Annotated in this window: 25 protein-coding genes, 1 pseudogene and 2 riboswitches; of the genes and pseudogenes, 18 read left to right on the top strand and 8 right to left on the bottom strand. The window is 36.5% G+C overall.

Annotated elements, in window-relative coordinates:
- The first annotated feature begins 25 nt into the window (after positions 1-25).
- The 4 genes from rpmG to AB1284_RS16535 all read left to right on the top strand — a co-directional run bounded on the left by rpmG (position 26) and on the right by AB1284_RS16535 (position 2,292).
- A complete protein-coding gene (gene rpmG / locus AB1284_RS16550) occupies positions 26-175 on the top strand; it encodes a 50S ribosomal protein L33 (protein WP_012095458.1) in 150 nt (49 codons plus the stop codon).
- A 50-nt stretch (positions 176-225) separates the two neighbouring features.
- Complete coding sequence (locus AB1284_RS16545) at positions 226-804, top strand: 5-formyltetrahydrofolate cyclo-ligase (RefSeq protein WP_429753862.1); 579 nt, start codon at positions 226-228, stop codon at positions 802-804.
- Between the two features lie 152 nt (positions 805-956).
- The gene (locus AB1284_RS16540) at positions 957-1,151 is read left to right on the top strand and encodes a YqgQ family protein (protein ID WP_141524992.1); all 195 of its coding nucleotides are present in this window, start codon (positions 957-959) and stop codon (positions 1,149-1,151) included.
- Positions 1,152-1,314: 163 nt separating this feature from the next.
- Positions 1,315-2,292, top strand: a complete 978-nt coding sequence (locus AB1284_RS16535) for an ROK family glucokinase (protein ID WP_429753863.1) — start codon at positions 1,315-1,317, stop codon at positions 2,290-2,292.
- A 136-nt stretch (positions 2,293-2,428) separates the two neighbouring features.
- On the opposite strand, the gene AB1284_RS16530 is transcribed toward AB1284_RS16535, so the two are convergent.
- Positions 2,429-2,602, bottom strand: a complete 174-nt coding sequence (locus AB1284_RS16530; protein ID WP_429753864.1) for a DUF2759 domain-containing protein — start codon at positions 2,600-2,602, stop codon at positions 2,429-2,431.
- A gap of 162 nt (positions 2,603-2,764) precedes the next feature.
- Here AB1284_RS16530 and AB1284_RS16525 point away from each other — a divergent pair, with 162 nt between their 5' ends.
- A complete protein-coding gene (locus tag AB1284_RS16525) occupies positions 2,765-3,394 on the top strand; it encodes an MBL fold metallo-hydrolase (RefSeq protein ID WP_429753865.1) in 630 nt (209 codons plus the stop codon).
- Positions 3,395-3,405: 11 nt separating this feature from the next.
- Positions 3,406-4,521, top strand: a complete 1,116-nt coding sequence (locus tag AB1284_RS16520; RefSeq protein ID WP_429753866.1) for a class I SAM-dependent methyltransferase — start codon at positions 3,406-3,408, stop codon at positions 4,519-4,521.
- 158 nt (positions 4,522-4,679) lie between these two features.
- Here AB1284_RS16520 and AB1284_RS16515 read toward each other — a convergent pair whose 3' ends face one another.
- A complete protein-coding gene (locus AB1284_RS16515; RefSeq protein WP_000894376.1) occupies positions 4,680-4,970 on the bottom strand; it encodes an ArsR/SmtB family transcription factor in 291 nt (96 codons plus the stop codon).
- A gap of 353 nt (positions 4,971-5,323) precedes the next feature.
- Between AB1284_RS16515 and AB1284_RS16510 the strand changes: the two genes are divergently transcribed.
- Positions 5,324-6,169, top strand: a complete 846-nt coding sequence (locus AB1284_RS16510) for an MBL fold metallo-hydrolase (protein WP_429753867.1) — start codon at positions 5,324-5,326, stop codon at positions 6,167-6,169.
- 78 nt (positions 6,170-6,247) lie between these two features.
- Positions 6,248-6,694 (top strand): N-acetyltransferase family protein, encoded by a 447-nt coding sequence (locus AB1284_RS16505; protein ID WP_429753868.1) that lies wholly within the window; start codon positions 6,248-6,250, stop codon positions 6,692-6,694.
- Positions 6,695-7,031: 337 nt separating this feature from the next.
- Here the strand turns inward: AB1284_RS16505 and metC are convergent, their stop codons facing one another.
- Both metC and AB1284_RS16495 read right to left on the bottom strand, forming a co-directional pair.
- Positions 7,032-8,195 carry a cystathionine beta-lyase gene (gene metC / locus AB1284_RS16500; protein ID WP_429753869.1) on the bottom strand — a complete coding sequence of 388 codons (1,164 nt, stop codon included), beginning with the start codon at positions 8,193-8,195 and terminating at the stop codon, positions 7,032-7,034.
- The gene (locus AB1284_RS16495; protein WP_429753870.1) at positions 8,192-9,304 is read right to left on the bottom strand and encodes a methionine biosynthesis PLP-dependent protein; all 1,113 of its coding nucleotides are present in this window, start codon (positions 9,302-9,304) and stop codon (positions 8,192-8,194) included. Before AB1284_RS16495 ends, metC begins: the two co-directional genes overlap by 4 nt.
- A gap of 73 nt (positions 9,305-9,377) precedes the next feature.
- Positions 9,378-9,497: riboswitch (SAM riboswitch) on the bottom strand.
- 201 nt (positions 9,498-9,698) lie between these two features.
- A riboswitch (SAM riboswitch) is annotated at positions 9,699-9,809 on the top strand.
- Positions 9,810-9,881: 72 nt separating this feature from the next.
- On the opposite strand from AB1284_RS16495, the gene AB1284_RS16490 reads away from it, so the two are divergent.
- The 7 genes and pseudogenes from AB1284_RS16490 to AB1284_RS16460 all read left to right on the top strand — a co-directional run bounded on the left by AB1284_RS16490 (position 9,882) and on the right by AB1284_RS16460 (position 18,452).
- Positions 9,882-11,717: a bifunctional homocysteine S-methyltransferase/methylenetetrahydrofolate reductase gene (locus AB1284_RS16490; RefSeq protein WP_429753871.1), complete on the top strand. Its 1,836-nt coding sequence runs from the start codon at positions 9,882-9,884 to the stop codon at positions 11,715-11,717.
- Positions 11,714-15,115, top strand: coding sequence for a methionine synthase (metH, locus tag AB1284_RS16485; protein WP_429753872.1), 3,402 nt, complete (start codon positions 11,714-11,716; stop codon positions 15,113-15,115). The genes AB1284_RS16490 and metH overlap by 4 nt, the downstream gene beginning before the upstream one ends.
- A gap of 34 nt (positions 15,116-15,149) precedes the next feature.
- The gene (locus AB1284_RS16480) at positions 15,150-16,208 is read left to right on the top strand and encodes an undecaprenyldiphospho-muramoylpentapeptide beta-N-acetylglucosaminyltransferase (protein WP_429753873.1); all 1,059 of its coding nucleotides are present in this window, start codon (positions 15,150-15,152) and stop codon (positions 16,206-16,208) included.
- Positions 16,209-16,293: 85 nt separating this feature from the next.
- Positions 16,294-16,516, top strand: a pseudogene (locus tag AB1284_RS16475) (DUF3966 domain-containing protein).
- A 74-nt stretch (positions 16,517-16,590) separates the two neighbouring features.
- Positions 16,591-16,968 carry a group-specific protein gene (locus AB1284_RS16470; protein WP_429753874.1) on the top strand — a complete coding sequence of 126 codons (378 nt, stop codon included), beginning with the start codon at positions 16,591-16,593 and terminating at the stop codon, positions 16,966-16,968.
- A complete protein-coding gene (locus tag AB1284_RS16465) occupies positions 16,968-17,945 on the top strand; it encodes an HD domain-containing protein (protein WP_429754438.1) in 978 nt (325 codons plus the stop codon). Before AB1284_RS16470 ends, AB1284_RS16465 begins: the two co-directional genes overlap by 1 nt.
- 15 nt (positions 17,946-17,960) lie before the next feature.
- The gene (locus tag AB1284_RS16460) at positions 17,961-18,452 is read left to right on the top strand and encodes a hypothetical protein (RefSeq protein WP_429753875.1); all 492 of its coding nucleotides are present in this window, start codon (positions 17,961-17,963) and stop codon (positions 18,450-18,452) included.
- 13 nt (positions 18,453-18,465) lie between these two features.
- Here AB1284_RS16460 and AB1284_RS16455 read toward each other — a convergent pair whose 3' ends face one another.
- The gene (locus AB1284_RS16455) at positions 18,466-18,783 is read right to left on the bottom strand and encodes a hypothetical protein (protein ID WP_336481652.1); all 318 of its coding nucleotides are present in this window, start codon (positions 18,781-18,783) and stop codon (positions 18,466-18,468) included.
- 350 nt (positions 18,784-19,133) lie between these two features.
- On the opposite strand from AB1284_RS16455, the gene AB1284_RS16450 reads away from it, so the two are divergent.
- Entirely contained in the window at positions 19,134-19,349 is a 216-nt protein-coding gene (locus AB1284_RS16450; protein WP_429754439.1) for a DUF3912 family protein, read from the top strand.
- A 105-nt stretch (positions 19,350-19,454) separates the two neighbouring features.
- Here the strand turns inward: AB1284_RS16450 and AB1284_RS16445 are convergent, their stop codons facing one another.
- The 3 genes from AB1284_RS16445 to AB1284_RS16435 form a co-directional block, all read right to left on the bottom strand.
- A complete protein-coding gene (locus AB1284_RS16445; protein WP_429753876.1) occupies positions 19,455-20,849 on the bottom strand; it encodes an L-cystine transporter in 1,395 nt (464 codons plus the stop codon).
- A 106-nt stretch (positions 20,850-20,955) separates the two neighbouring features.
- Positions 20,956-21,198, bottom strand: coding sequence for a DUF2626 domain-containing protein (locus AB1284_RS16440; protein WP_336481649.1), 243 nt, complete (start codon positions 21,196-21,198; stop codon positions 20,956-20,958).
- A gap of 113 nt (positions 21,199-21,311) precedes the next feature.
- Positions 21,312-22,010, bottom strand: a complete 699-nt coding sequence (locus AB1284_RS16435) for a helix-turn-helix transcriptional regulator (protein ID WP_429753877.1) — start codon at positions 22,008-22,010, stop codon at positions 21,312-21,314.
- Positions 22,011-22,234: 224 nt separating this feature from the next.
- Between AB1284_RS16435 and comGA the strand changes: the two genes are divergently transcribed.
- A complete protein-coding gene (gene comGA / locus AB1284_RS16430) occupies positions 22,235-23,278 on the top strand; it encodes a competence type IV pilus ATPase ComGA (protein WP_429753878.1) in 1,044 nt (347 codons plus the stop codon).
- Positions 23,271-24,305: a competence type IV pilus assembly protein ComGB gene (comGB, locus tag AB1284_RS16425; RefSeq protein WP_429753879.1), complete on the top strand. Its 1,035-nt coding sequence runs from the start codon at positions 23,271-23,273 to the stop codon at positions 24,303-24,305. Before comGA ends, comGB begins: the two co-directional genes overlap by 8 nt.
- The last annotated feature ends 11 nt before the right edge of the window (positions 24,306-24,316 follow it).

Genomic DNA, 24,316 nt, shown 5'->3' with positions numbered 1-24,316 from the left:
TATTAGTGACTGGAGGGAAATAAGAATGCGTGTAAATATTACTCTAGCATGTACAGAATGCGGAGATCGTAACTATATCTCAAAGAAAAACAAACGTAACAACGCTGAGCGTCTTGAGCTTAAAAAATATTGCAAGCGTGACAAGAAGTCTACGTTACACCGCGAAACAAAGTAAGCAGTAGGATATTTTCCTACTGTTTCTTTTGTATATAGGGGGAATCTATGATGAAAGAAGAGAAAAAAAGATTACGAAAAGAAATATTGCAGCGTATGAATGCTTTATCGGAAGAACAGTATACGACTTTATCAGCAAAAATTGCGGATTCTTTATATAAACAACGAGAATGGATTGAGGCAAGAACAATCGGGATTACACTTTCTATGGAACGTGAAGTAAATACATATGCAATTATTGAAAAGGCATGGGAAGAAGGGAAAGCAATTGTTGTCCCAAAATGTAATCGCGAAACAAAAGCAATGACATTTCACCAAATTACGAATTTTGAACAACTGGAAACAGTTTATATGAATTTACGAGAGCCAGATCCGTCTATAACAGAAGAGGTATCAGCAGAAGAGATTGATTTACTTCTCGTGCCAGGTGTTGCGTTTACGCGAAAAGGAGAGCGTGTAGGATATGGTGGAGGATATTATGATCGTTATCTTGTGAACTATAAAGAGAAAACGCTATCATTAGTTTTTGATTTTCAAATTGTCTCTCATATCCCAGTTGAACCGTTTGATAAAACTGTACAAAAAATTATTACAGAAAAAGAAACGATTTCTATGTTAGAACTTATATAGTGTAATTATAAATTGACGATTCTTTTTTATGTTTATTATAATAAAGTGAAACTTCCATTAGTGGGGGATCTTACTGCCCGTTAATGCGGGATAAAATATGTGAACGTTTTCTTATTATGTTTTTATAGTAAGTGGACATAGAAGGTGAAAGAATGATATCTGTTTATGATATTCAACAATTATTAAAGAAATTTGGAACGATTATTTATACAGGAGACCGTGTTGCAGACCTACAATTAATGGGCGATGAGCTTCGTGAATTATATAAATCACAGCTGATTGAGCCAAAAGATTATCAAACTGCCTTATTTTTATTAAAGCAGGAAATTCAAAAAGAGATAAAGTGAAACTTCTATCATTGGGGCATCCCCCACTGATGGAAAGCTCTCACCAATCGGGCGCATGCCAGCAGTTATTCCCCATCTAACTTCTTTGTTTCCTCAGAATCTTGAGGTGGGGGTCTTACTGGCCGCGATTAGCTAAAGAAATCGATGAAGGAAGGATAGTAAAATGGAAGAGAAATGGTTGGTTGGTGTTGATCTTGGTGGAACAACAATTAAGTTAGCGTTTATTAACATTTACGGTGAGTTTTTACATAAGTGGGAAATTCCAACGAATATAAGTGAACAGGGAAAACATATTACACTTGATATTGCGAAAGCAATTGATAAAAAGTTAGAAGAATTAGGTGAGTTAAAAAGCAAATTAATTGGAATCGGGATGGGGGCCCCGGGTCCTGTTCATGTTGCTTCTGGAATGATTTATGAAGCAGTAAACTTAGGATGGAAAAACTATCCTCTTAAAGATTTGTTAGAAGTAGAAACTGGTTTACCAGTGGTCGTTGATAATGATGCTAACATTGCAGCACTTGGAGAAATGTGGAAAGGTGCTGGAGAAGGTTCAAAAGACATTGTTTGCATGACACTTGGAACGGGTGTTGGCGGCGGTGTTATCACAAATGGTGAAATCGTACATGGTATAAGCGGAGCAGCTGGTGAAATCGGTCATATCACAGTTGTAACAGAAAATGGCTTTGCTTGTAATTGCGGGAAATCAGGATGCTTAGAAACAGTTTCTTCAGCAACTGGTATTGTACGCGTTGCGATGCAAAAAATGCAGGAAACAGATGAAGCAAGTGTACTACGTTTGATGCTAAAGCAAGAAGGAAGCATCACATCGAAAGATGTATTTGATGCACTTGCACAAGGTGATGCATTAGCAGCAAAAATAGTAGACAAAGTAGCTTCTTATTTAGGGCTAGCGGTAGCAAACATTGCTAGTACATTAAATCCAGAGAAAATTGTTATTGGTGGCGGTGTATCAAAAGCAGGTGATGCATTGTTGCAACCAATTCAGCGCTATTTTGAACAATATGCATTTTTACGTGCTGTTAAAAGCACAAAACTAGCAATTGCGACACTTGGAAATGATGCCGGAGTAATCGGTGGTGCGTGGCTTGTGAAAAAGTATATGTATGAAGCAAAGTAATGTGAATTTTTATATGTGTTGAAGATTAATAAAATGAATAATCTTTTACGAGTATGATAAGAAAAAGGAAGGGAGATCCCTTCCTTTTTGCATATGCTAGAAATCATGATGTATGTAGAGAGTTTAAACAAGTTGCTTAATGTGCTGTTGGATAGCCACTGTTTATAAAAGTCATGACTGTAAACCAACCGAAAACAAGTGCAGTTGCAACGGAAAAGCCTCCAGCAAGAAGGTTCTTATCTCGCAACGTTTTAAGAGAAGAGTATAAACCTAACAGAGTGACTAACGCAAAAATAATAACAAGACCCATACATATCCCCCTCTACTCCCTCATTTTTGTTTGAGTTTTTGTAATATTTTTTCATTTTAATTGTACATGTTTTCTATATTGTTGTCGAGGTATCGTTTCTTTTCTTATGAGAAGAAAATGTTGTATGATGAAAATGAATGTAATGACTGGAGGAGATTAAGAGTGAATTGGATTCAAATGCCGTTAGGCCCACTACAAACAAATGCGTATATTTTAAGTAATGATCAAAAAGAATGTATTATTTTTGATCCAGGTAGTGAAGGGGAGAAACTTGTAAATTATGTAAAACAAGAGCAGTTAAAGCCATTAGCTATTTTATTAACACACGCACATTTCGATCATATTGGTGCGGTAGATGAGGTACGTACTGCTTTTCAAATTCCGGTATATATTCATCAAGAGGAGGCTGATTGGCTAGGCGATGCTACTGTTAATGGTTCGCAAATTTTTATGATGAACCGTAGTATTACGGCAAAACCGGCGGATCACATCATTGAGGAAGAAGGAGTATTAACAATTAGTTCATTTACATTTGATATGTACGAAACGCCAGGTCATTCACCAGGAAGTATTTCATACTATTGCAAAGAAGCGAATGCTGTATTCTCCGGAGATGTTTTATTTCAAATGAGCATTGGTCGTACGGATTTGCCAGAAGGTAGTTTCCAAGAATTAATTATGAGTATTGAAGAGAAGTTATTTGTACTGCCGGATGATACGAAAGTGTTATGTGGACATGGTCCAGAAACAACAATTGGTTTTGAAAAAGAAAATAATCCATTTTTACAATAAGGGGTACGAGAATGGAACACGTTCTAAAACAAGCAATGGAAAAAGAAATAGATCAGTCTATTTCTTATAGTACATATATGAGCCTTGCATTATATGATGTAAATAATGGCTATTATATGAAAGAACGTGAAAAAATCGGAAGGCAAGGAGATTTTTTTACAAGCAGTAACGTGTCTTCTATTTATGCAAAAACATTTGCTCATTTTTTTATTCAGCTTGTGAAATCAGGAGTTGTTTCACCGCATATATGTGAAGTTGGTGGTGGAACAGGAAAATTTGCATATGACGTATTACAAGAGTGGCAAACGATATCTCCCAATACGTTTGGAAATATGCAATATTCAATTATAGAGGTGAGTCCGTTTCATAGAGAGTTGCAGAAACAACAACTTATTTCCTTTCCAAATGTTTCGCAATATGCATCCTATGAGGAATTAGGAGTTTCCTTTACAGGGATTGTTTTTTCAAATGAGTTGTTTGATGCGTTTCCTGTAGAAGTGATTGAGAAGCGAGGAAGAATGTTATATGAAGTGCGTATAAGGTATAACAGTGAAGGTAAGCTTGTTGAAGTATTGCGACCGCTAGATAGTGAAAGTGTTATAAAGTATTTGCAAAGACATCAAATCTCACTTTATGAAGGACAACGATTTGAAGTACCGTTACAAATGAATGCTTATGTAAAACAACTGATAAGTTGGCTGCAAGAAGGCTTACTTATAACCGTAGATTATGGTTATACAAATGAAGAATGGGCGCATCCAGCTCATCGTGAAGGAAGCATGAGAAGCTATTATAAGCATCAAATGATTCATGATCCTCTTCAATTCCCAGGAGAGATGGATATAACAACTCATATTCATTGGGATGCATTGAAGACAGTTGGGGAAGAGAACGGCTTACAAACAGTATGGCATACGAAACAAAGAGAGTTTTTACTGGCTGCAGGTATTTTAAAACAGCTTGTAAATCATGAAGATCGTAATCCATTTTCTGATAAACAGAAGAAAAACCGTGCAATTCGTTCTATGATTTTACAAGGTGGTATGGGAGATGCTTTTGATGTTGTCATTCAGCAAAAGGGGATTTCGTGTTTAAACTTAGAACATTATCTACATGTTTTTTCATAAAATAAGGCGCAGAGTAAAATTCTGCGCCTTGTTTTATAGGTTAATACGACGTCTTTTAGGATTATGTAGTATTTTTATATTTCCTCTCATGATATATATTTATATTAAAGATATGAGATCAAAAATATACAATACGACCTATTTTTATTTGAATACCCCTAACCTAGTAATACGCGAACTAATTGAATAATCGTTTCATTTTCTACTTTGTAGTAAATTTCTAGCCCTTTTCTTTCGCTTGAAACAATTTTAGCGCTTTTTAACTTTGCTAAATGTTGGGAAATCGTAGATTGGGGCATATTTAAACCTGTATACATTGTAGAAACGTTACTTGGGCCTCGTTCAATCAATCCTTTTACAATACATAAACGAACTGGATGAGCAAGTACTTTCAATAATTCTGCATTGTTTTCATACAATTCTAATTCCTTTTGAAAGGTTTCTAACATATTCTTTCCACCTCCATGCGTGCTGTTATACCATAATATACATAACAAAATTTTAAAGCAAAGAAAACAGTTGTTGCAAAAAAAATGCTCTAAAGTAAAGAAACTGTAAGAAAAGAGAACATGGTGTAAATAAACTAGATAATTTTGGACGTTTTTCCAATGAGATAAATCAAGGTTTGTAAATTAAAATTATGGATATTTTCGTTCTTAATAAAAAACATTTTCATTTATATCACAATTTTACCATATTTTATGTTTCTTTCAATAATATAAACTAAAATTTTTAGAATAATTAGAAAAGGTATTATATATAGCAATCTAGAAATTAGTAAGGATGGAAAGAAGGGATATTCATGAAGATAGAATTTTTAGGAACAGGTGGTGCCACGCCGATTCCAAGACCAGGGAGTTATAGTAAAGTAAGTAAAGAGGCGAGAGAAAAAGGTTTACCATATAGTAGAATGGGGCCAAGTATTTTTATTCACGACCTTCACTTATTAATTGATACACCAGAGGAAATACGATTGCAATTAGAGCGATCTCACATTTCAAAAGTAGAAGCCGGGATTTACTCACATTGGCATCCTGATCATACGATGGGGCGGAGAATTTGGGAAACAATGGCGTTTGAAACGAATAAAGCTTGTGCTACTACTGTGTATGTACCAGAGCAAGTAGCAGAAGATATGAAACAATTTCTAGGATCATGGGATCATCTTCAATTTATGCAGCAACAAGGATGGATTGATTTAATCGTATTACGAGATGAGCAACCTTTCGAGAAAAATAAAGTGAAAGTTACTCCGTTTCGTTTATATGAACAATATGTGTATGCATTTTTATTAGAAGAAAAAGAAAAGCGAGTATTAATTGCAATGGATGAATTATATAAATGGGAACCGCCTGCTCACTTAATTGATAATTTAGATGTAGCAATCTTACCTATGGGAATCGTCGAGTTTGATTGGAAGACGAAAAAGCAGATAAGAGATCGTACTTTTATTGAACGCATACGCGAGGCGACGTTTGAAGATACACTAGAAGTAGCGAAGCAATTACAAGCAAAACAAACAATTATTACGCACATTGAAGAAGTAGATAACCATGGATATGATGAACTGAAAGAAATCGAAGCTGAATTACGAGCAGAAGGTATGAATATAACGTTTGCTTACGATACGATGAAAATCGATGTGTAGAGGTGCAAAATACATGGCTACATCAAAAGGAAATCTCTATGGAAACTTATTTTAATAGCGATGGGAGAGAAAGTATATATGATGTCACTTCCAATTCTAAAAGCTAATAATCAAGATGTGGGCGTTATTTTAAAGCATTCTGCAGCTGGGGTATATGAAAGTACTGGTAAGACAGTTAATCCTCCGGAAGAAAAGGTATATGCAATGTTTACCGCTATACTGGAAAAAGGGGGATATTATCTAGTAGCCAAAGAAGAGGATCAAATACAAGGATGGATTCTTCTTGGTCAAAATAAAGATTACTTTACTGATGTAATTCATGGATTTATTTATGATATATTTGTCTTACCTGAATATCGTGGAAAAGGACTATCTAAAGTGCTTATCCAGCACGGAATTGAGGAATTAAAATTAAAGGGCTATGATGAAATAGGTTTAAATGTATTTGCATCGAATACGGTGAAAGAATTATACAAAAGATTAGGATTCAAAGAAACCCAAATTTTAATGAAATTATCAGTTTAATACTTTAAAGTTAGATGAGCTTTCATCTTCTATTTCCGCTAACGGGGGTTATATGAAAAAAAGTTCCTTCAGCCTTCTGAAGGAACTTTTTAGGTCTATAATTCTTTTTCGGAATACCAATAATTACAGTTTTGATTTTTCAACATGTAAGTTCCTGTTATGCAGAACAAAACATGACCTGCACTCGCTTTCTCCCTTTGTTTTAACCTTTGTACGTGGTAGGAAAAGGCTCTGACCGCTTCTATGCATAGCCAGATGCTCTTGCTCACCTAAAAAGAAAGGGGTTTTATGTCGGTTTGTTAATTTGTATTTATATTATTCTCTAGTTTACCCCTTTTTAAGAGATAACAACTTCTTCTACATACGTAAGCGCATGCTCAAAGTCTGCAATTAAATCATCTGGATTTTCTAATCCAACAGATAAGCGCAGCAGTGAATTTGAAATCCCTCGTTTTTCGCGTTCTTTTTGTGACATTGCAGCATGGGACATTTTTGCTGGATATGAAAGAATGGATTCAACAGCTCCTAAACTAACGGCGAATACAGGGAGCTGAATGTGGGCCAAAAACTGTCGTAATGCATGTTCAGATTCTAGTGTAAAGGAAAGGACAGCTCCTGCTGATTTTGCTTGATTGTGCTGCGCTTCATATCCGGCGTGGGACGGTAATCCAGGATAATAGATATCTTTAATTTTTGGATGCTCTTGCAAATAAAAGGCAATTTTTTCAGTGCTTCGTGAAGAGTGCTCTAAGCGAACATGTAATGTTTTTAAGCCGCGAAGGACAAGGGAGCAATCTTGCGGTCCCAATATAGCACCAAAAGCATTTTGTAAAAAGCTAACTTTTTTTGCAAGCTCTTCATCTTTTACAACTGCCAATCCTGCGGTAACGTCGCTATGGCCTGCAATAAATTTTGTTGCACTATGGAGAACGATATCAGCTCCAAGTTCTAACGGTTTTTGAAATAGGGGTGTTAAAAATGTGTTATCAACAAAAGTGAGTGCCCCAACAGATTTTGCAAGCTCACAAACGGCTTTAATATCTGTTACTTTTAATAATGGATTTGAAGGTGTTTCAACATAAAAAATTTTTGTATTCGGCTGAATCTTCCGTTCTACTTCTTCTAAATTTGTCATGTCAACGAATGTGTGAGAAACGCCGTAACGAGAGAGAACTTCAGTTATAATTCGATATGTACCTCCGTACACATCTTCAGAAATAAGAACATGATCTCCTTGTGATAAAAGAAGAAACGTTGTTGAAATAGCAGCCATGCCAGATGAGAAGGCAAACCCTTTGCTTCCACCTTCTAGTGAAGCAATTATTTCTTCGAGAGCTTCGCGCGTTGGATTTCCAGAGCGACTATAATCATATTTCCCAAATGTATCTACATCAAATTGATGAAATGTGGATGTATTATAAACAGGAACATTGACAGCCCCTGTTTGTTTATCATGCTTAAAACGATTATGAAGTAAAAGCGTATCTAGTGAATAACTCATATTCTCACTCCTTCTTTTACTTGTTTTAGTGCTTGCTGTAAGTCTTGAATTAAGTCATCTTGGTTCTCAATTCCTACGGAAAAACGGAGCAGACGGTTACAAACGCCGCGGGCAGTGCGAATGTCTTCTGGTATATCGGCGTGTGTTTGTGTTGCTGGGTATGTAATGAAGCTTTCTACGCCGCCAAGACTTTCTGCAAACGTAATAAGAGAAAGAGATTGTAAGAATGGATCAATCCATGCTTCTTTTTTTAGTTTAAAAGAGATCATACCGCCTTTTCCTGGATAAAACAAATCAGTTATAGATTCTTCTCTTTGTAAATAGGCAACAATTGCTTTTGCGTTTTCTTCATGCTGCTTCATACGCAGTGCTAATGTTTTCATGCCGCGTATTAAAAGCCAAGAATCAAATGGGCTTAATACAGCTCCGGATGCATTGTGGTAGTGAGCGAGTTCCTCACATAACTTTTCACCCTTAGCAACGACAAGTCCGCTCAATACATCGTTATGACCACCTAAATATTTTGTAGCACTATGCAGGACAATATCAGCACCTGTTGTTAAGGGTTGTTGTAAATACGGTGTGTAGAATGTGTTATCAACAATAAGAAGCAAGTTGTGACGTTTTGCAACGGTAGCAACTGCTGCGATGTCCGTTACTTGCATAAGTGGATTTGTTGGTGTTTCTATGAAAATTGCTTTTGTCTTTGGTGAGATTGCTTTTTCAATTTCTTGTATATGCTGTGTATCTACGTATCTGGATCGAATATCCCATTTTTGTTCGTGCTCTGTAAATAAACGATATGTTCCGCCGTATAAATCTTCAGATACAATAAGTTCGTCACCAGAACGGAATAGTGAAAGGACAAGGAGAACGGCAGCCATTCCTGAGCTACAGGCATAGCCTTGCTCTCCTTGTTCTAAGTCAGCGATTGCGCGCTCTAATAGAAGACGTGTTGGGTTTCCTGTTCGGGAATAATCAAACCCTGTTGACTTTCCAATTCCTTCGTGGCGATACGCAGTGGAGAAGTAAACAGGTGGGTTCACTGTTCCTGTTGTTGTTTCACTGCGGTTTCCAATTTGGGCAAGCTTCGTTTCAATTGTAGACATAATAGAATTCCTCCCTATACAAAATAAAAAAGCCTTCTAAGAAGAAGGCTTATATATGACGAATATAGTCTTCTTCTTATCTGTCAAATCATTTCTCAATTTGCTGGAATTAGCACCTTATTAACAAATAAAAAGCTTGTTAATGGTTGCTGAGGCGTCAATGGGCCAGTCCCTCGACCTCTCTCGATAAGAATTCGAAATATGAAGTTTTTTATTATGTTTTTTACTTTACAACAAATTTAGAAAGAAGTGCAACTATATTTTGAATAATTTTATTTTTCTTTATTTTCGTTGACTTTCTTACTTCGACATGCTAAATTAATGAAAAAATTAACAAAGATTGTTAATGAGTGAACGGATGATGTTTACTTTTGGCATTCACAATAGAATGAAACTCTTATCAAGAGTGGTGGAGGGAAAGGCCCTGTGAAACCCAGCAACCTTCAAACAACATGTTTGAGACGGTGCTAAGACCTGCAGAACAAATTGTTCTGAATGATAAGAGGAGGATGAAATGCTGTCCCCCTCTTCATTGAGAAGAGGGGGTTTTTATATTGAAAAGAAAAGAGGGAGATATGTGAAATTACTAGATTTATTGCAAAGAGGAGTTGTTATTGGGGACGGAGCAATGGGAACATTGTTGCACTCTCATGGTTTACAAAGCTGCTTTGAAGAATTGAATTTATCTGAGCCGGAGCGGATTATTTCGATTCATAAACAATATGTTGCTGCTGGGGCAGATGTTATTCAAACAAATACATATGGAGCAAATGAAGGAAAACTTCGGATGTATGGGCTTGAGGATCGCGTAAGAAAGATTAACCGTGCTGCTGTAAGACATGCAAAAGAAGCAGCGACAGAAAAGAATGCAATTGTTGGAACAATCGGTGGTATGAAACACATTGGAGCAGTTACAACGACTGATATGGAACGAGAATTTATGCTCTTAGAGCAAGCAAATGCTCTGCTAGAAGAAAATGTTGATGGGATATTATTAGAAACCTTTTACGATGAATTTGAATTGCTTCATGCAGTGAAAGTATTACGAAAGCAAACAAATGTCCCTCTTATTGCACAGCTTGCTCTTCATGCGGCTGGTACAACTCAAAATGGAAATAGTGTAGATAGTGTATTGAAGCGGCTTATAGAGTATGGTGCAAATGTGGTCGGATTAAATTGTCAATTAGGGCCGCTTCATATGATTGAATCTTTTAAAACAATAGCAATTCCTGAATATGGTTATTTATCTGCATATCCAAATGCCGGTCTTCCTAAGTATGTAGAAGGTCGTTATGTATATGAAGGAAGCCCTGCTTATTTTGAAGAGATGGCGCCAGAATTTATTAAGCAAGGAGTTAGGTTACTAGGGGGGTGTTGCGGTACAACCCCTGCTCATATCGAAGCGATGAAGGGAGCACTTGAAAATGAGCGTCCTGTAACAGCTAAAGAAGTTGTAAAGCATGCAGAAGTAATAACAACGAAGCGTGTACATACAGTGGATCGAATTACGTTAGCAGAAAAAGCGAAGAAAGAAACGACAGTGATTGTTGAGCTTGACCCGCCAAAAACTTTGGATACACAAAGGTTTTTTGAAGGAGCAAAAGCGTTGAAGCGTGCGGGAGCAAATGCTATTACGTTGGCAGATAATTCCTTAGCATCACCTCGTGTATCAAACATGGCAATGGGTGCGTTATTAACAAAGAATGATATTCCTGTATTAACTCATTTAACGTGCCGTGATCATAATGTGATCGGGCTGCAGTCTCATTTACTTGGATTAGCAGCGCTCGGTATGGAGGAAGTATTAGCATTAACGGGGGATCCAGCTCGCGTTGGTGATTTTCCTGGTGCAACATCTGTATATGATCTTTCTTCTGTAGAGCTCATTAAAATGATTAAAGAAATGAATAATGGGCGTTCTATTTTAGGGAAAACAATTGGAGAAGCTACCCATTTTTCAGTGGGCGGGGCCTTTAATCCGAATGTAAGACATATAGAAGCAGCTGTAAAACGAATGGAGAAAAAAATTGCAGCTGGAGCGGAGTATTTTTTAACGCAGCCTATTTATGATGCTGCAGTCATTCGAAGCGTATATGAAGCAACGAAGCATATTGAGCAGCCAATTTTTATTGGTATTATGCCACTTGTAAGTAAACGAAATGCGGATTTTCTACATTTTGAAGTGCCAGGCATTACCCTTCCAGAACAAGTGAGAAGGCGTATGGATGGACATAGAACGTCAGAAGAAGCAGTGACAGAAGGGATTCGTATATCTCAAGAGTTAATTGATGTTGCGATGGAATTATTTAATGGTATTTATTTAATTACACCATTTTTAAAGTACGAAGTGACAGAAGTACTTGTTAAGTATATTCAGGCGAAGAAAGAGCAGAAAGAAGGAATGAATGTATGAGACCAATCGAGGAAAGATTGCAGCAAGACATTTTAATTTTAGATGGTGCAATGGGGACGATGATTCAACAAGAAGACCTTTCGGCTGTAGATTTTGGCGGAGAAGAATATGAAGGATGTAATGAATATTTAGTAAAAACACGACCAGATGTTATTTTACATATTCATAAAGCGTATATTGAAGCAGGAGCAGATATTATTGAAACGAATACATTTGGTGCAACGAACATTGTACTAAGTGATTATAATCTCTCTCACTTAGATGAGGAGTTAAATGAAAAGGCAGCTCAATTAGCAAAACAGGCTGTAATAGAGAGCGAAAAAGAAGTATATGTAGCAGGAGCAATGGGCCCAACAACAAAAGCGATTAGTGTTACAGGCGGGGTGACGTTTGAAGGGCTTATTGAGGCATACACAAGACAGGCGCGCGGGTTATTGCGTGGTGGTGTAGATTTGTTACTTGTGGAAACAAGTCAGGATATGCGTAATGTAAAAGCGGCCTGTTTAGGAATTGAAAAGGCATTTGTTGAGGCCGATAAAAGAGTTCCTCTTATGATTTCTGGAACAATTGAACCGATGGGAACAACGTTAGCTGGGCAAACAATTGAGGCATTTTACTTATCGGTAGAGCATATGAATCCATTATCAGTAGGGTTAAACTGCGCAACAGGACCGGAGTTTATGAGAGAACATATTCGTTCACTCGCAGAGTTATCAGAGTGTTATATTTCTTGTTATCCAAATGCTGGGCTTCCGGATGAAGATGGCCATTATCATGAATCACCGCATTCGCTTGCATATAAAGTGAAGCAGTTTGCAGAAGAAGGTTGGGTCAATATTGTTGGTGGATGTTGCGGAACAACGCCAGCGCACATTCGAGCGATGAAAGAGGCGTTGTTATCATTTCAGCCACGTGTGAAACAAGAAAGAAAAGGACATGGAATTAGCGGGCTTGAAGCGTTGCAATATGAAGATGCAATGCGTCCGTTATTCGTTGGGGAGCGTACGAATGTAATTGGCTCAAGGAAATTTAAACGTCTTGTTGCAGACGGGAATTTTGAAGAAGCAGCAGAAGTAGCGAGGGCACAAGTAAAGAAAAATGCCCATATTATTGATATTTGTATGGCAGATCCAGACCGTGATGAAGTAGAAGATATGGAGAATTTCCTGCAAGCTGTGACGAAAGTATTAAAGGTGCCAATTATGATCGATTCGACAGATGAGAAAGTTATGGCAAGAGCTCTTACTTATTTGCAAGGAAAAGGAGTGATTAACTCCATTAACTTAGAAAATGGAGAAGAGCGTTTTGAAAAAGTGATTCCACTTATTAAACAGTATGGAGCTGCTATTGTTGTTGGAACAATTGATGAAATTGGTATGGCGGTAACGGCCAAGCGGAAGCTTGAAATTGCGAAAAGAAGTTATGAGTTATTAACAACGAAATACGGAGTACGCCCATCTGATATTATTTTTGATGCACTTGTATTCCCTGTTGGAACAGGAGATGAAGAATATATCGGTTCAGCTGCGGCAACAATTGAAGGCATTCGGCTTATAAAAGAAGCAATGCCTGAGTGTTTAACGATATTAGGTGTAAGTAATATTTCGTTCGGTTTACCACCAGCAGGACGCGAAGTATTAAATTCAGTCTTTTTATATCATGCTACAAAGGCAGGCTTAGATTATGCAATTGTTAATACTGAAAAACTAGAGCGCTATGCCTCTATTTCTGAAGAAGAGAAAGCACTAGCAAATGCTCTTTTGTTTGAAACGACGAAAGAAACATTAGAGAAGTTTACAAACTTTTATCGTAATGTGAAGCAGAAAGAAGTCATAGCAGCTGAAACGCTAACGCTTGATGAGCGCATATCTCATTATATTGTCGAAGGAACGAAGCAAGGATTACACGATGACTTGCAAGCTGCGCTTGCTGAAGGAAGAAAGCCGCTCGATATTATTAATGGGCCGCTTATGGCAGGAATGGATGAAGTAGGGCGTTTATTTAATAATAATGAGCTGATTGTTGCAGAAGTGTTGCAAAGTGCGGAAAGCATGAAAGCAGCAGTTGCTTATTTAGAGCCATATATGGAGACAACTGATAGTGCCAAAAAAGGGAAAGTATTGCTTGCTACAGTAAAAGGGGATGTACATGATATCGGTAAAAATTTAGTGGAAATTATTTTATCGAATAATGGATATGATATTGTGAACCTCGGTATTAATGTGCGATCTGATCGTATTATTCAAGAGGTGAAAGAACAAAAGCCCGATATTATTGGATTATCAGGATTGCTAGTTAAATCTGCGCAACAGATGGTGACAACAGCAGAAGACTTAAAAGCAGCAAATATTGATGTTCCCATTGTTGTAGGCGGAGCAGCGCTGACGCGGAAATTCACAGAAACGCGTATTTCTCCTTCTTATCAAGGACTCGTATTATACGCAAGCGACGCGATGACGGGGTTAGATCTTATCAATCGTCTGCAGCATGAAGAGGAACGAGAAAAGATGCGTGAAGAAAAAGCGAATCGCCACTTACATGTTGTTGCAACAGAAGAGAAAAAAGTAGTAGAGGTACCAGTACAGATTGAAAAATTACCTGCAGTGCCAGTTATCATACCAGATTCTACAAAACGTGTCGTTCTCCGGGATTTTCCAGTAGCACATCTTGCTCCGTTTTTAAATCGACAAATGTTACTTGGGCATCATTTGGGTTTAAAAGGGAATGTGAAAAAGTTGCTGCAAGAAGGAGATAGAAGGGCCCATGAACTCAATGATTTAATTGATGAATTGCTTCGTGAAGGAGAATCATGGTTACGTCCGAGTGCGGTTTATCAATTCTTTCCTGCACAAAGTAAAAACCAAGATATCTTAATTTATGACCCAGAAGATCGGGCGCGTGTATTAGAGCGATTTACATTCCCAAGACAAGGGAAAGCTCCGCACCGCACGTTAGGTGATTACCTGCGCCCAGTTGGAGATGAAATGGATTATGTTGCTTTTTTAGCTGTAACGGTTGGGAAAGGCGTACGCGCTGTAGCAGAAAAGTGGAAAGAGCAAGGTGATTATTTGCGCAGCCATGCTATTCAGTCGCTTGCACTTGAACTTGCAGAAGGCTTAGCTGAAAAAACGCATATGCTCATACGTGATCGCTGGGGATTTCCAGATTCACTAAACATGACGATGGAAGAGCGATTCCGTACAAAATATCAAGGAATTCGTGTTTCTTTTGGCTATCCTGCATGTCCGGAACTTGCTGATCAAGAAAAATTATTCCGTCTCATTTATCCAGAAGAAATTGGAATCTCCTTAACTGAAGGGTTTATGATGGAACCTGAGGCTTCCGTTACAGCAATGGTGTTTTCTCATCCGGAAGCACGTTATTTCAGTGTGTTATAATCTAAAGTAAAACTTCTATAAAAGGAGACTTACTGTGAAGACGATTATATTTACAGGCGGAGGTTCTGCTGGTCATGTTACGCCTAATTTAGCGCTTATACCGCATTTTCAAAAGAGTGGGTGGAACGTGTGCTATATTGGTTCGCATAATGGAATAGAAAAGACTATCATTGAAAAAGAAGGGATTCCTTATTATGGTGTAGCAAGCGGAAAGCTTCGTCGTTATTTTGATTTAAAAAATATAAAAGACCCCTTTCTTGTGATGAAAGGGGTTATGGATGCGTATGTACGCATTCGGAAATTAAAACCAGATGTTATTTTTTCAAAAGGTGGCTTCGTATCTGTACCAGTTGTAATTGGTGCATGGTTAAACCGTGTTCCTGTTTTTTTACATGAGTCTGATATGACACCGGGGCTTGCAAATAAAATTGCTCTTCGTTTTGCCTCGAAAATATTTGTTACGTTTGAAGAAGCAAAAAAACATTTACCAAAAGAAAAAACAGTCTATACGGGGTCACCTGTGCGTGAAGAGGTATTGCAAGGGAGTCGCAATAAAGGACTGCAATTTTTACGGTTCACTGCATCAAAGCCAGTTATTACAGTTATGGGAGGCAGTTTAGGGGCAAAGCGCATTAATGAAGCAGTTCGCGGTGCATTGCCGGATCTTCTTCAAACATATCAAATTGTTCATTTGTGCGGGAAAGGAAATCTCGACGAAAAGCTTGAAAGTATGCCAGGATACAAGCAGTTTGAATATGTTCATGGTGAACTGCCAGACATATTAGCAGCAACAGATATTGTCATTTCTCGTGCAGGATCCAATGCAATCTTTGAATTTCTAACACTGCAAAAGCCGATGCTATTAATTCCTCTTCCGAAATCTTCGAGCCGAGGCGATCAAATTTTAAATGCACAGTCGTTTGAAAAACAAGGATATGGACGTGTGTTATTTGAAGAAGATTTAACGGAAACGTTACTTGTTGAATATGTGGAAGAATTGTATAACCATCGTTTGCAGTATAAAAGATCTATGCAGCAGTATAACGGAAAAGAAGCGTTACAAACGATAATTGATTACGTCACGAAAGCATGATTTCATAGAAATCATGCTTTTTGAATAGAGATAACAGCATACTTTATGTTACAATAACATAGATTTGACAGGAGAATTCTAATTGTTGATGCGTGAAAATACGGATGAGATTAGGAGTGACTATGTTGGGGCTAAGTCTCTATGAAAACATTGCTCTAGTTGTTTGTTTAGTATTGTATATTGGTAGTATTATAGTTTATATGGGACGGAATTTTTCACAAGAACGTAAACTAGAAAAATCAGAAATTACAGCTGAATTAGATATGTTAAATGATAAAAGCAATAAAAAAGTAAAAAAAGAGTTATAGTTGTAAACGTTCTCTTTTTTCATGCATATAAAGGGTTTCCTGTCTATGTATTTCATAATAAGGAGAGAAGTAGTATGAAATTTTACATCGCTTCAACCTTTACAAATAAACCTCTTGTCCGCTTTGTAGCTGATAAATTGAAACGAGCAGGATGGATTCATACATATGATTGGACAATAAATGAAAAGGCGACAAATAGATTGGAATTAGAAATTATTGGGAAAGCAGAAAAGCAAGCTGTACAAGATGCAGACGTTTTTCTGCTTTTGTTGGATGGAGGGAAAGGGAGTCATACAGAGTTTGGAATGGCACTTGCTTGGGGTAAAAAGGTATATTTATATAGCGAAAATCATTCTTTAGATACAACGTTTTACCATTTACCAGAAGTACATATAGTGGAAGGCAGTATAGAAGAATTTATTGAACAAGTGTTAGAGGAGGCAAGAGTTTGATTACAATTAATGATACTATATATGGTGAACATCATATAGATGGTGTGCTCGCAGAACTCTTGCAATCAAAAGCAGTACAGCGCTTAAAGAAGATTCATCAAGGCGGCGCAAGCTTTCTTGTGAATCCGGCGTGGAATGTAACACGTTACGAGCACTCAGTTGGCGTTATGATTCTTGTAAAAATGTTAGGTGGTAGCGTAGAAGAACAAATTGCAGCTTTGCTTCACGATATATCGCATACAGCATTTTCTCACATTGTGGATCACGTATTAGAGGAGCAAGATGAAGATTATCATGAACAAATCTTTATGGATGTTATTGAAGCTTCAGATATTCCATCTATTTTGCAGACATATGGCTATGATTATAGAATGATTGAGAAATGGGAACAATGGACGTTGTTAGAACAACCTCTGCCGAATTTATGTGCAGATCGTATGGACTATACGTTACGGGATTTATACACATATGGAATGATTACAAAGCAAGAAGTGTGCTCTTTTTTAGAGGACGTAACAGTTCATAACGGACAAATATGTTTACAGTCTGTACAGGCAGCAGAATGGTTTACAGAAGCTTATTATAAAGAAACGATTGATTTCTTTTTGCATCCGTTGAATTCGTATGGTTATTATATATTAACAAAGGTATTACAAGAAGCGCTACAAAAGAATATTTTGGATTTATCTGATTTTTCAGCTGATGATGAAACGGTATTACATATGTTGCGAAATAGTGGAGATAGTGAAATTGAGAAGATGCTTAGTTCCTTACATTCAAAAGTAGAATTAGAAGAGAACAGGGCAGAATACGACATTTGTTATAAGGGTGGAAAAGCACGATTAATTGATCCGTTTGTTTATAGAAATGGCAAGATGCAAAGAGCATCTGTCTTATCTCCATTTGTTAAACAGTGTAATGAGAAAGCGAAAAGGCAATTGCAACAAAATATATATTTAAAAATCCAGAATGTATAGAAGGAGTAACGAAATATGAATTTAGAGCAAGGATGGAAAACAAACTTTTTAACAGTTGTACAGCAAAGTGAATATAAGAAAAGTGCACTTTTAGCACAATTACTATTTGAAGATGGAGAAGAAGTAGAAGAACTCGTTGATGATTATGGGTATGAAGAGATTATAAATCGTGAACATGATGATGAACTGGAAGAGATCTTAGGCGAAGAATTATTTTATGAACTTGAGCGTAACGTTTTTGTATCATCGCAGTCAAAAGAGAAGTTCATTTCCTTTATAAATGGTTTAGGATTTCATTTATTAGATTGTATTGTGTTATTGGAATCAGAATTTCATGTAGATAGCTCGATATTTTCATCTGATGCAGTGAAAAAAATGGAGAAGCGTTTTCATAAGTTTCCTTATGTAGAAGGTGAGCAAACGATTTTTGATATGACACTAGAAGAAGTAGTTGAATTATTAGAGAATGCGTCAGGTCTTCAAATTAAAGAAAATATGACTGTATAAAAGAAGAACGTGCTTAGCACGTTCTTTTTTTTGTATGTTCTGCGTTTTTATATTGCTTTTCAATGATTGTATTTAAATACTCAACCTTTCGTATGCAAGATTGTATATGCTTCTCGACTTCATGCAATTCTGTAAGGTGATGTGTTTCAATAGGATGAATGTGTACGCTGAATTTTTCAAATTGAGCGCTATATGTTATTTCTGCATAGCCGCTCATAATATCTGTGTCGTTGTGAAACAGATACTGTTTTGTTTTTTCGCAATATGCTGCATTTTGAAATCCATATGATTTTAAAGTTTCGATGATTTTTGTAATAATTACTGTATTCATTGTTTTTCCTCTTTAAGAAATTCGACTTTATCTCGCTATTTGTGAACAGTAAGCCCTCCACTTTAAGACTGTGAGAAAGCCTAAAAGATAGTGAAGAATAAATGCCCACAAAAAACGATGTGCGAAATTGATTATCAGTGAAGTCCCGATTAATGGATTTTTCACTGTATTAGTATAACATGAGTTTATTTTAGAAAGCGCTATCAATTCGTTTGTAACATGAATTTTTATGTATATTTTATACAATTAAAACAAATGAAAAATAATTGTAATAAAGCAAAAAGTAGGGGACTCTTTCATTGTTTCATCATATACATACAGAAATGGAGCAAATGAAAGAGGTGAAGATGTTGAACTTTGATATTACAGGACAAAAAGCATATGTAAAAGATGGCCCGCATCGGAATCAAATTGGATTCATAAAACGAAATGATACGAAGAGCAGTACAGAATATGCGATTGTAATTGACGATATGAATATCGATATTGAATTAAAAGATATTGTTTTAATTGATGTAGATGTTCGGCAATTTCATGATTGGTGCGAGGAACAAGGTTATTTGTAAAAAGTTTTATTACTGTGCTTACTTTAACGATCATTCATTAACAAATTGAATGATATAACTATGTTTGGAAAAAACAGCTGCCAGATTACTGTCAGCTGTTTTTTCTTATAATGCAACTTCTTCAGTTTTATTGACTGTTTCATTGTAAGTATTTACATCTAATTCTCCGAGCCATTTGCTAGAAATCAAACCAGTTGTCATAGAACCGCTCACGTTTAAGGCTGTGCGCCCCATATCAATTAACGGTTCAACAGAGATTAATAGAGCAACAATTCCAATTGGTAAGTTCATTGTAGAAAGTACAATGAGTGCCGCGAATGTTGCTCCGCCTCCAACACCAGCAACGCCAAATGAACTAATCGCAACAACGGCAATTAACGTTAAGATAAATTGCGGCTGCAACGGATCGATACCAACAGTTGGCGCAACCATCATCGCAAGCATTGCAGGATAAATACCAGCGCATCCATTTTGACCAATTGATACACCAAAGGATGCTGCAAAGTTTGCAATTCCTTCTGAAATGCCTAGTTTTTCTTTTTGCGCTTCAATATTTAATGGCAGTGTACCTGCGCTTGAGCGTGAAGTAAACGCAAATGTTAAAACAGGGAATACCTTTTTCAAATATTGGATTGGATTTAAACCAGAAAGAGCGATAAGTAATAAGTGAATAATAAACATAACAATGAGTGCTACGTAAGACGCTAATACAAAGTTTCCAAGTTTTAAAATGGCCTGGATGTCACTACCTGAAACTGTTTTTGCCATAAGAGCAAGTACGCCATATGGAGTAAGACGTAAAATTAATGTTACCATCCGCATTACGACCGCATATACGGCATCGAGCATACTCTTAAATTGTTCTGCCTGCTCTGGGTATTTCTTTTTCACTCCTAAGAAGGCGATCCCAAGAAATGCTGCAAAGATTACAACAGAAATTGTTGATGTTGGACGAGCACCTGTTAAATCTAGAAATGGATTTGCAGGGAGTAATTCTAATAATTTTTGCGGGATGGGTGTTTGTTCAATGGAAGTGAATTTTTCTTCCACTAATTTTAAGCGGGCTGTTTCTGCATCACCTTGCTGCAAGCCAGTTGCTTGCACATCAAAACCAGCGCTTGCAGCAATTCCGACTGCAGCTGCAATTCCCGTTGTAAGAAGTAAAATACCGATAATAAAACCGCTAATTTTACCAAGATTATTTGTTAGTTTCAATTTTGTAAACGCTGAAAGAATAGAAACTAAAATAAGCGGCATAACGATCATTTGTAATAACTTAACATAACCGCTTCCAATTAAGTTAAACCAATTGTTGGATTGGATAATGACTTCAGAAGTTGGTTTATAAAAAAATTGTAAAATAAGTCCAAATACAATTCCGAGTCCAAGTGCGGTAAATACACGTTTATTAAATGAAACGTGCTTGCGTTGCATATAATATAACACGCCTACTAATAAGAGCATAATTACAACGTTTATGCTAACTGACAATGTATTCATACTATTTTCCTCCTTCAAATCTGTTACATACAAATATATTCCAATAAATCCTATAAGTCAACTATGAAATAAGTTAGGTATAAAAAAAGATGGCATATATGCCATCTTAATGTCCTATTCCTGGTGTAAGAAGGAATGTCGTATAGTATGTAAATCCAATGAAGAAAACTGTTAAATATGCGCCGAATACATAAATGTACATGCGCTCTGTTAATTTTAAATAGCTTAAAAGTACAAAAAATCCTGTTTGTCCTAAAAATAATAGTGCTGTGCTATACATATCCCCTAAATAAAACATGACGGAAAAAATACCAGTCCAAAAGCCGAGAACGCGAAACATGCGCTCCATCCCATTCCCCTCCTTTTGTATGAACTAAATACTTCTTTTATTATAATGCACTTTTCTAACTATTGTAAACATTTACAAAATAATAAGAAGCCAGTATAATCTGGCTTCTTATTTTACATATGAATATGATAACTACAAGACTTACAACTTGTTTCTAGCATAGTATCGTTGCGTGTTAAATCCATGTTTGGAAATAGAATTTCAAAGATACCTTTCATCATATCTCCGTGCATGTTGCAAATTTCTTTTGGGTGGTGAATAGCTACTTCTTTAAAAGGACAATTGTATACTTCATAGAAAATTTTTGTTTCATCAATGCTTAATTCAAATGTCGGAGATAATCCGGCTGTTGTTAAAGCTTCTTTGGCAATTTGTACTTTTTGTTCTACAGTCAATTCATTTTCGTTAATGTTTAGATGACGTAGATGTTGTTCCATTAATTCTTTGCCAAACTGTTTACCTGTCTCATATAGCGCAGTTTTACCAACTTCGCCTAAGCTAAGTAATGTATTGCATGCAATTTGTGCTAACAATTGATAATCACGAAACGGAAACTGTAGTTGAATTACATCGTCTGATAGTGCGTATAACCGGCTTGGTCTGCCGCCTTTGCCTGTTTTTTTTGTTTCTGATTTTAACATATTTACATCTTCTAGCTTAGAGAGATGTAGACGTGCAACATTTGGATGAATATTAAATTCGTCAGCAATTTCTTGTACAGTAACATCAGTATGTTTTTGAGAAATATATTGATAAATATAATAGCGTGTTGGATCAGATAGTACGTTTGTAATTTTTAAAGCTTGTTCCATGAGGATCGCCACCTTTATCACTTTATCTGGGATAACAATATTATAATATAGATAATGTTGTATAATAATCAGTTTTGGCAATGATTCATTAATTGTTCATAATCTCACATACTTTTTCTTGTTTTTCTCCCAGAAAATTCGAAAATTTCATGATAGAAATAGAAAACTCCTCATTTTTCTTTTCATGATGGCTATGATATATAAATAGTGAGGAGGGGATAATAGTGAATGCTGTTGAACAGTTTGCTGACACAATCATGAAAGAAGCATGTCGGTTACGTGCATCAGATCTTCATATTGTGCCGCGTCATGAAGATGCTGTTGTGCAATTACGTATTGGAAAAGATTTGATGACAAAGCGCTGTATTTCAAAAGAGTTTTGCGAACGGCTTGTATCGCACTTTAAATTTTTAGCATCTATGGATATTGGTGAAAGGAGAAAGCCGCAAAATGGTTCATTGCAGATGAAAATTGATGAGGAGGAAGTATATTTACGCCTTTCTACTTTGCCAACTATACATCATGAAAGTTTGGTCATTCGTATGCACTTGCAAACGGCGGTGCCAAATCTCTCACATCTCTCTTTATTCCCAAGTTCCGCGAAAACACTTCTCTCTTTTTTACATCATTCGCATGGATTAATTATTTTTACAGGACCTACAGGGTCAGGAAAAACAACAACGATGTATGCTCTTTTAGAAGTAGCGAAGAAGGAGCAGACTCGCCGTATTGTTACGCTTGAAGATCCGGTTGAAAAGAAAAAGGACGGGTTATTACAAATTCAAATTAATGAAAAAGCTGGTATTACGTATGCAACTGGATTAAAAGCAATTTTACGTCATGACCCAGATATTATTTTAGTAGGAGAAATTCGAGATGAAGAAACGGCAAAAGTGGCGATTCGAGCAAGTTTAACAGGCCATTTAGTTATGACAACATTGCATACAAATGATGCGAAAAGTGCGGTGTTACGCTTAATGGATTATGGTATTACCCTTCAAGAAATTGAACAGTCGTTATTAGCAGTAGCGGCACAAAGACTAGTGGAATTGAAATGTCCATTTTGCAAAGGAAAATGCTCGCCGTTATGTAAAAAAATGCGTCATGTACGCCGAGCAAGCATTTATGAATTATTGTACGGTTATGAGCTAAAAGAAGTAATTCGGGAAGCGAATGGAAAACAAGCGATGTATCAATATACAACGCTTCAAGATGAATTAAGAAAAGGATATGCATTAGGGTTTATTGAAGAAGATATCTATGTTTAAACATGAGAAGTGGCGGTTACATGAACAAGCCTTATTGCTCCGAAGGCTTGGTGAGCTCTTAGAGAAAGGATATTCTTTATTACATGCATTAGAATTTCTTCATTTCCACTTAAATCCTCAAAAACAAATACAGCTTCAAGATGCTGCTGAAGAATTTAAAAAAGGAAGTAGCTTGCATGATGTGTTCTATAAACTTGCATTTCACCCAGATATTTTAAGTTATTTATTTTATGCAGAGCAGCATGGTGACATTTCCTTTGCATTGCAACAAGGAAGCTCACTACTCAGCAGAAAAGATAAACACCAAAAAAATATGATGAAAGTATTGCGTTATCCACTTTTTCTTTCCTTGTTTTTATTAGGAATCCTCCTCGTATTTAATATGGTTCTTCTTCCGCAGTTTTCAACTTTATATCGTTCACTCCAAGGGTCTTCTTCTTCGTTTACAGACGATATTTTAACGTTTATTCAAATCCTTCCGTATGTGATAGGTGGAGCTGCTTTGGTAATCGGTATTGTAGTGCTTATATATATGGTGTATGTAAAGAGATTGCACCCGATTAGAAGAATGAATATTTTTATGCGAGTGCCTCTTATAAAACAGTTTTTTATGTTAACGAACTCACACTATTTTGCAATTCAATTAAGCGGTCTTTTGCAAGGCGGGTTATCTATATTAGAAGCGCTCACATTAATGAAGGAACAAAAGCATCATCCGTTTTTTCAATGTGAAGCTCTCAAAATACAGGAGTTATTAACAATAGGCGAACATCTTGATTTCATTATGATGAACCGTCCTTACTACGAACGGGAGCTTTCTTATATTATTAAACATGGACAAGCAAATGGGAATTTAGCAGCTGAGCTTGCCGATTATAGTGAACTGACAATAGAAAAGATGGAAGAGAAAATGAATCGTATTTTATTTGTTGTGCAACCTCTTTTATTTGCATGTATCGGAATAGTTGTTATTCTCATGTATTTGGCGATGATTATGCCGATGTTTCAAATGATGGATTCTATTTAGGAGGCTTGTTC

It is taken from the genome of Bacillus sp. S2(2024), assembly GCF_050474045.1.
GTDB lineage: Bacteria > Bacillota > Bacilli > Bacillales > Bacillaceae_G > Bacillus_A > Bacillus_A yunxiaonensis.
Note: the sequence above shows the minus strand (reverse complement) of the source record. Positions and strands in the feature narration are given on the sequence as shown.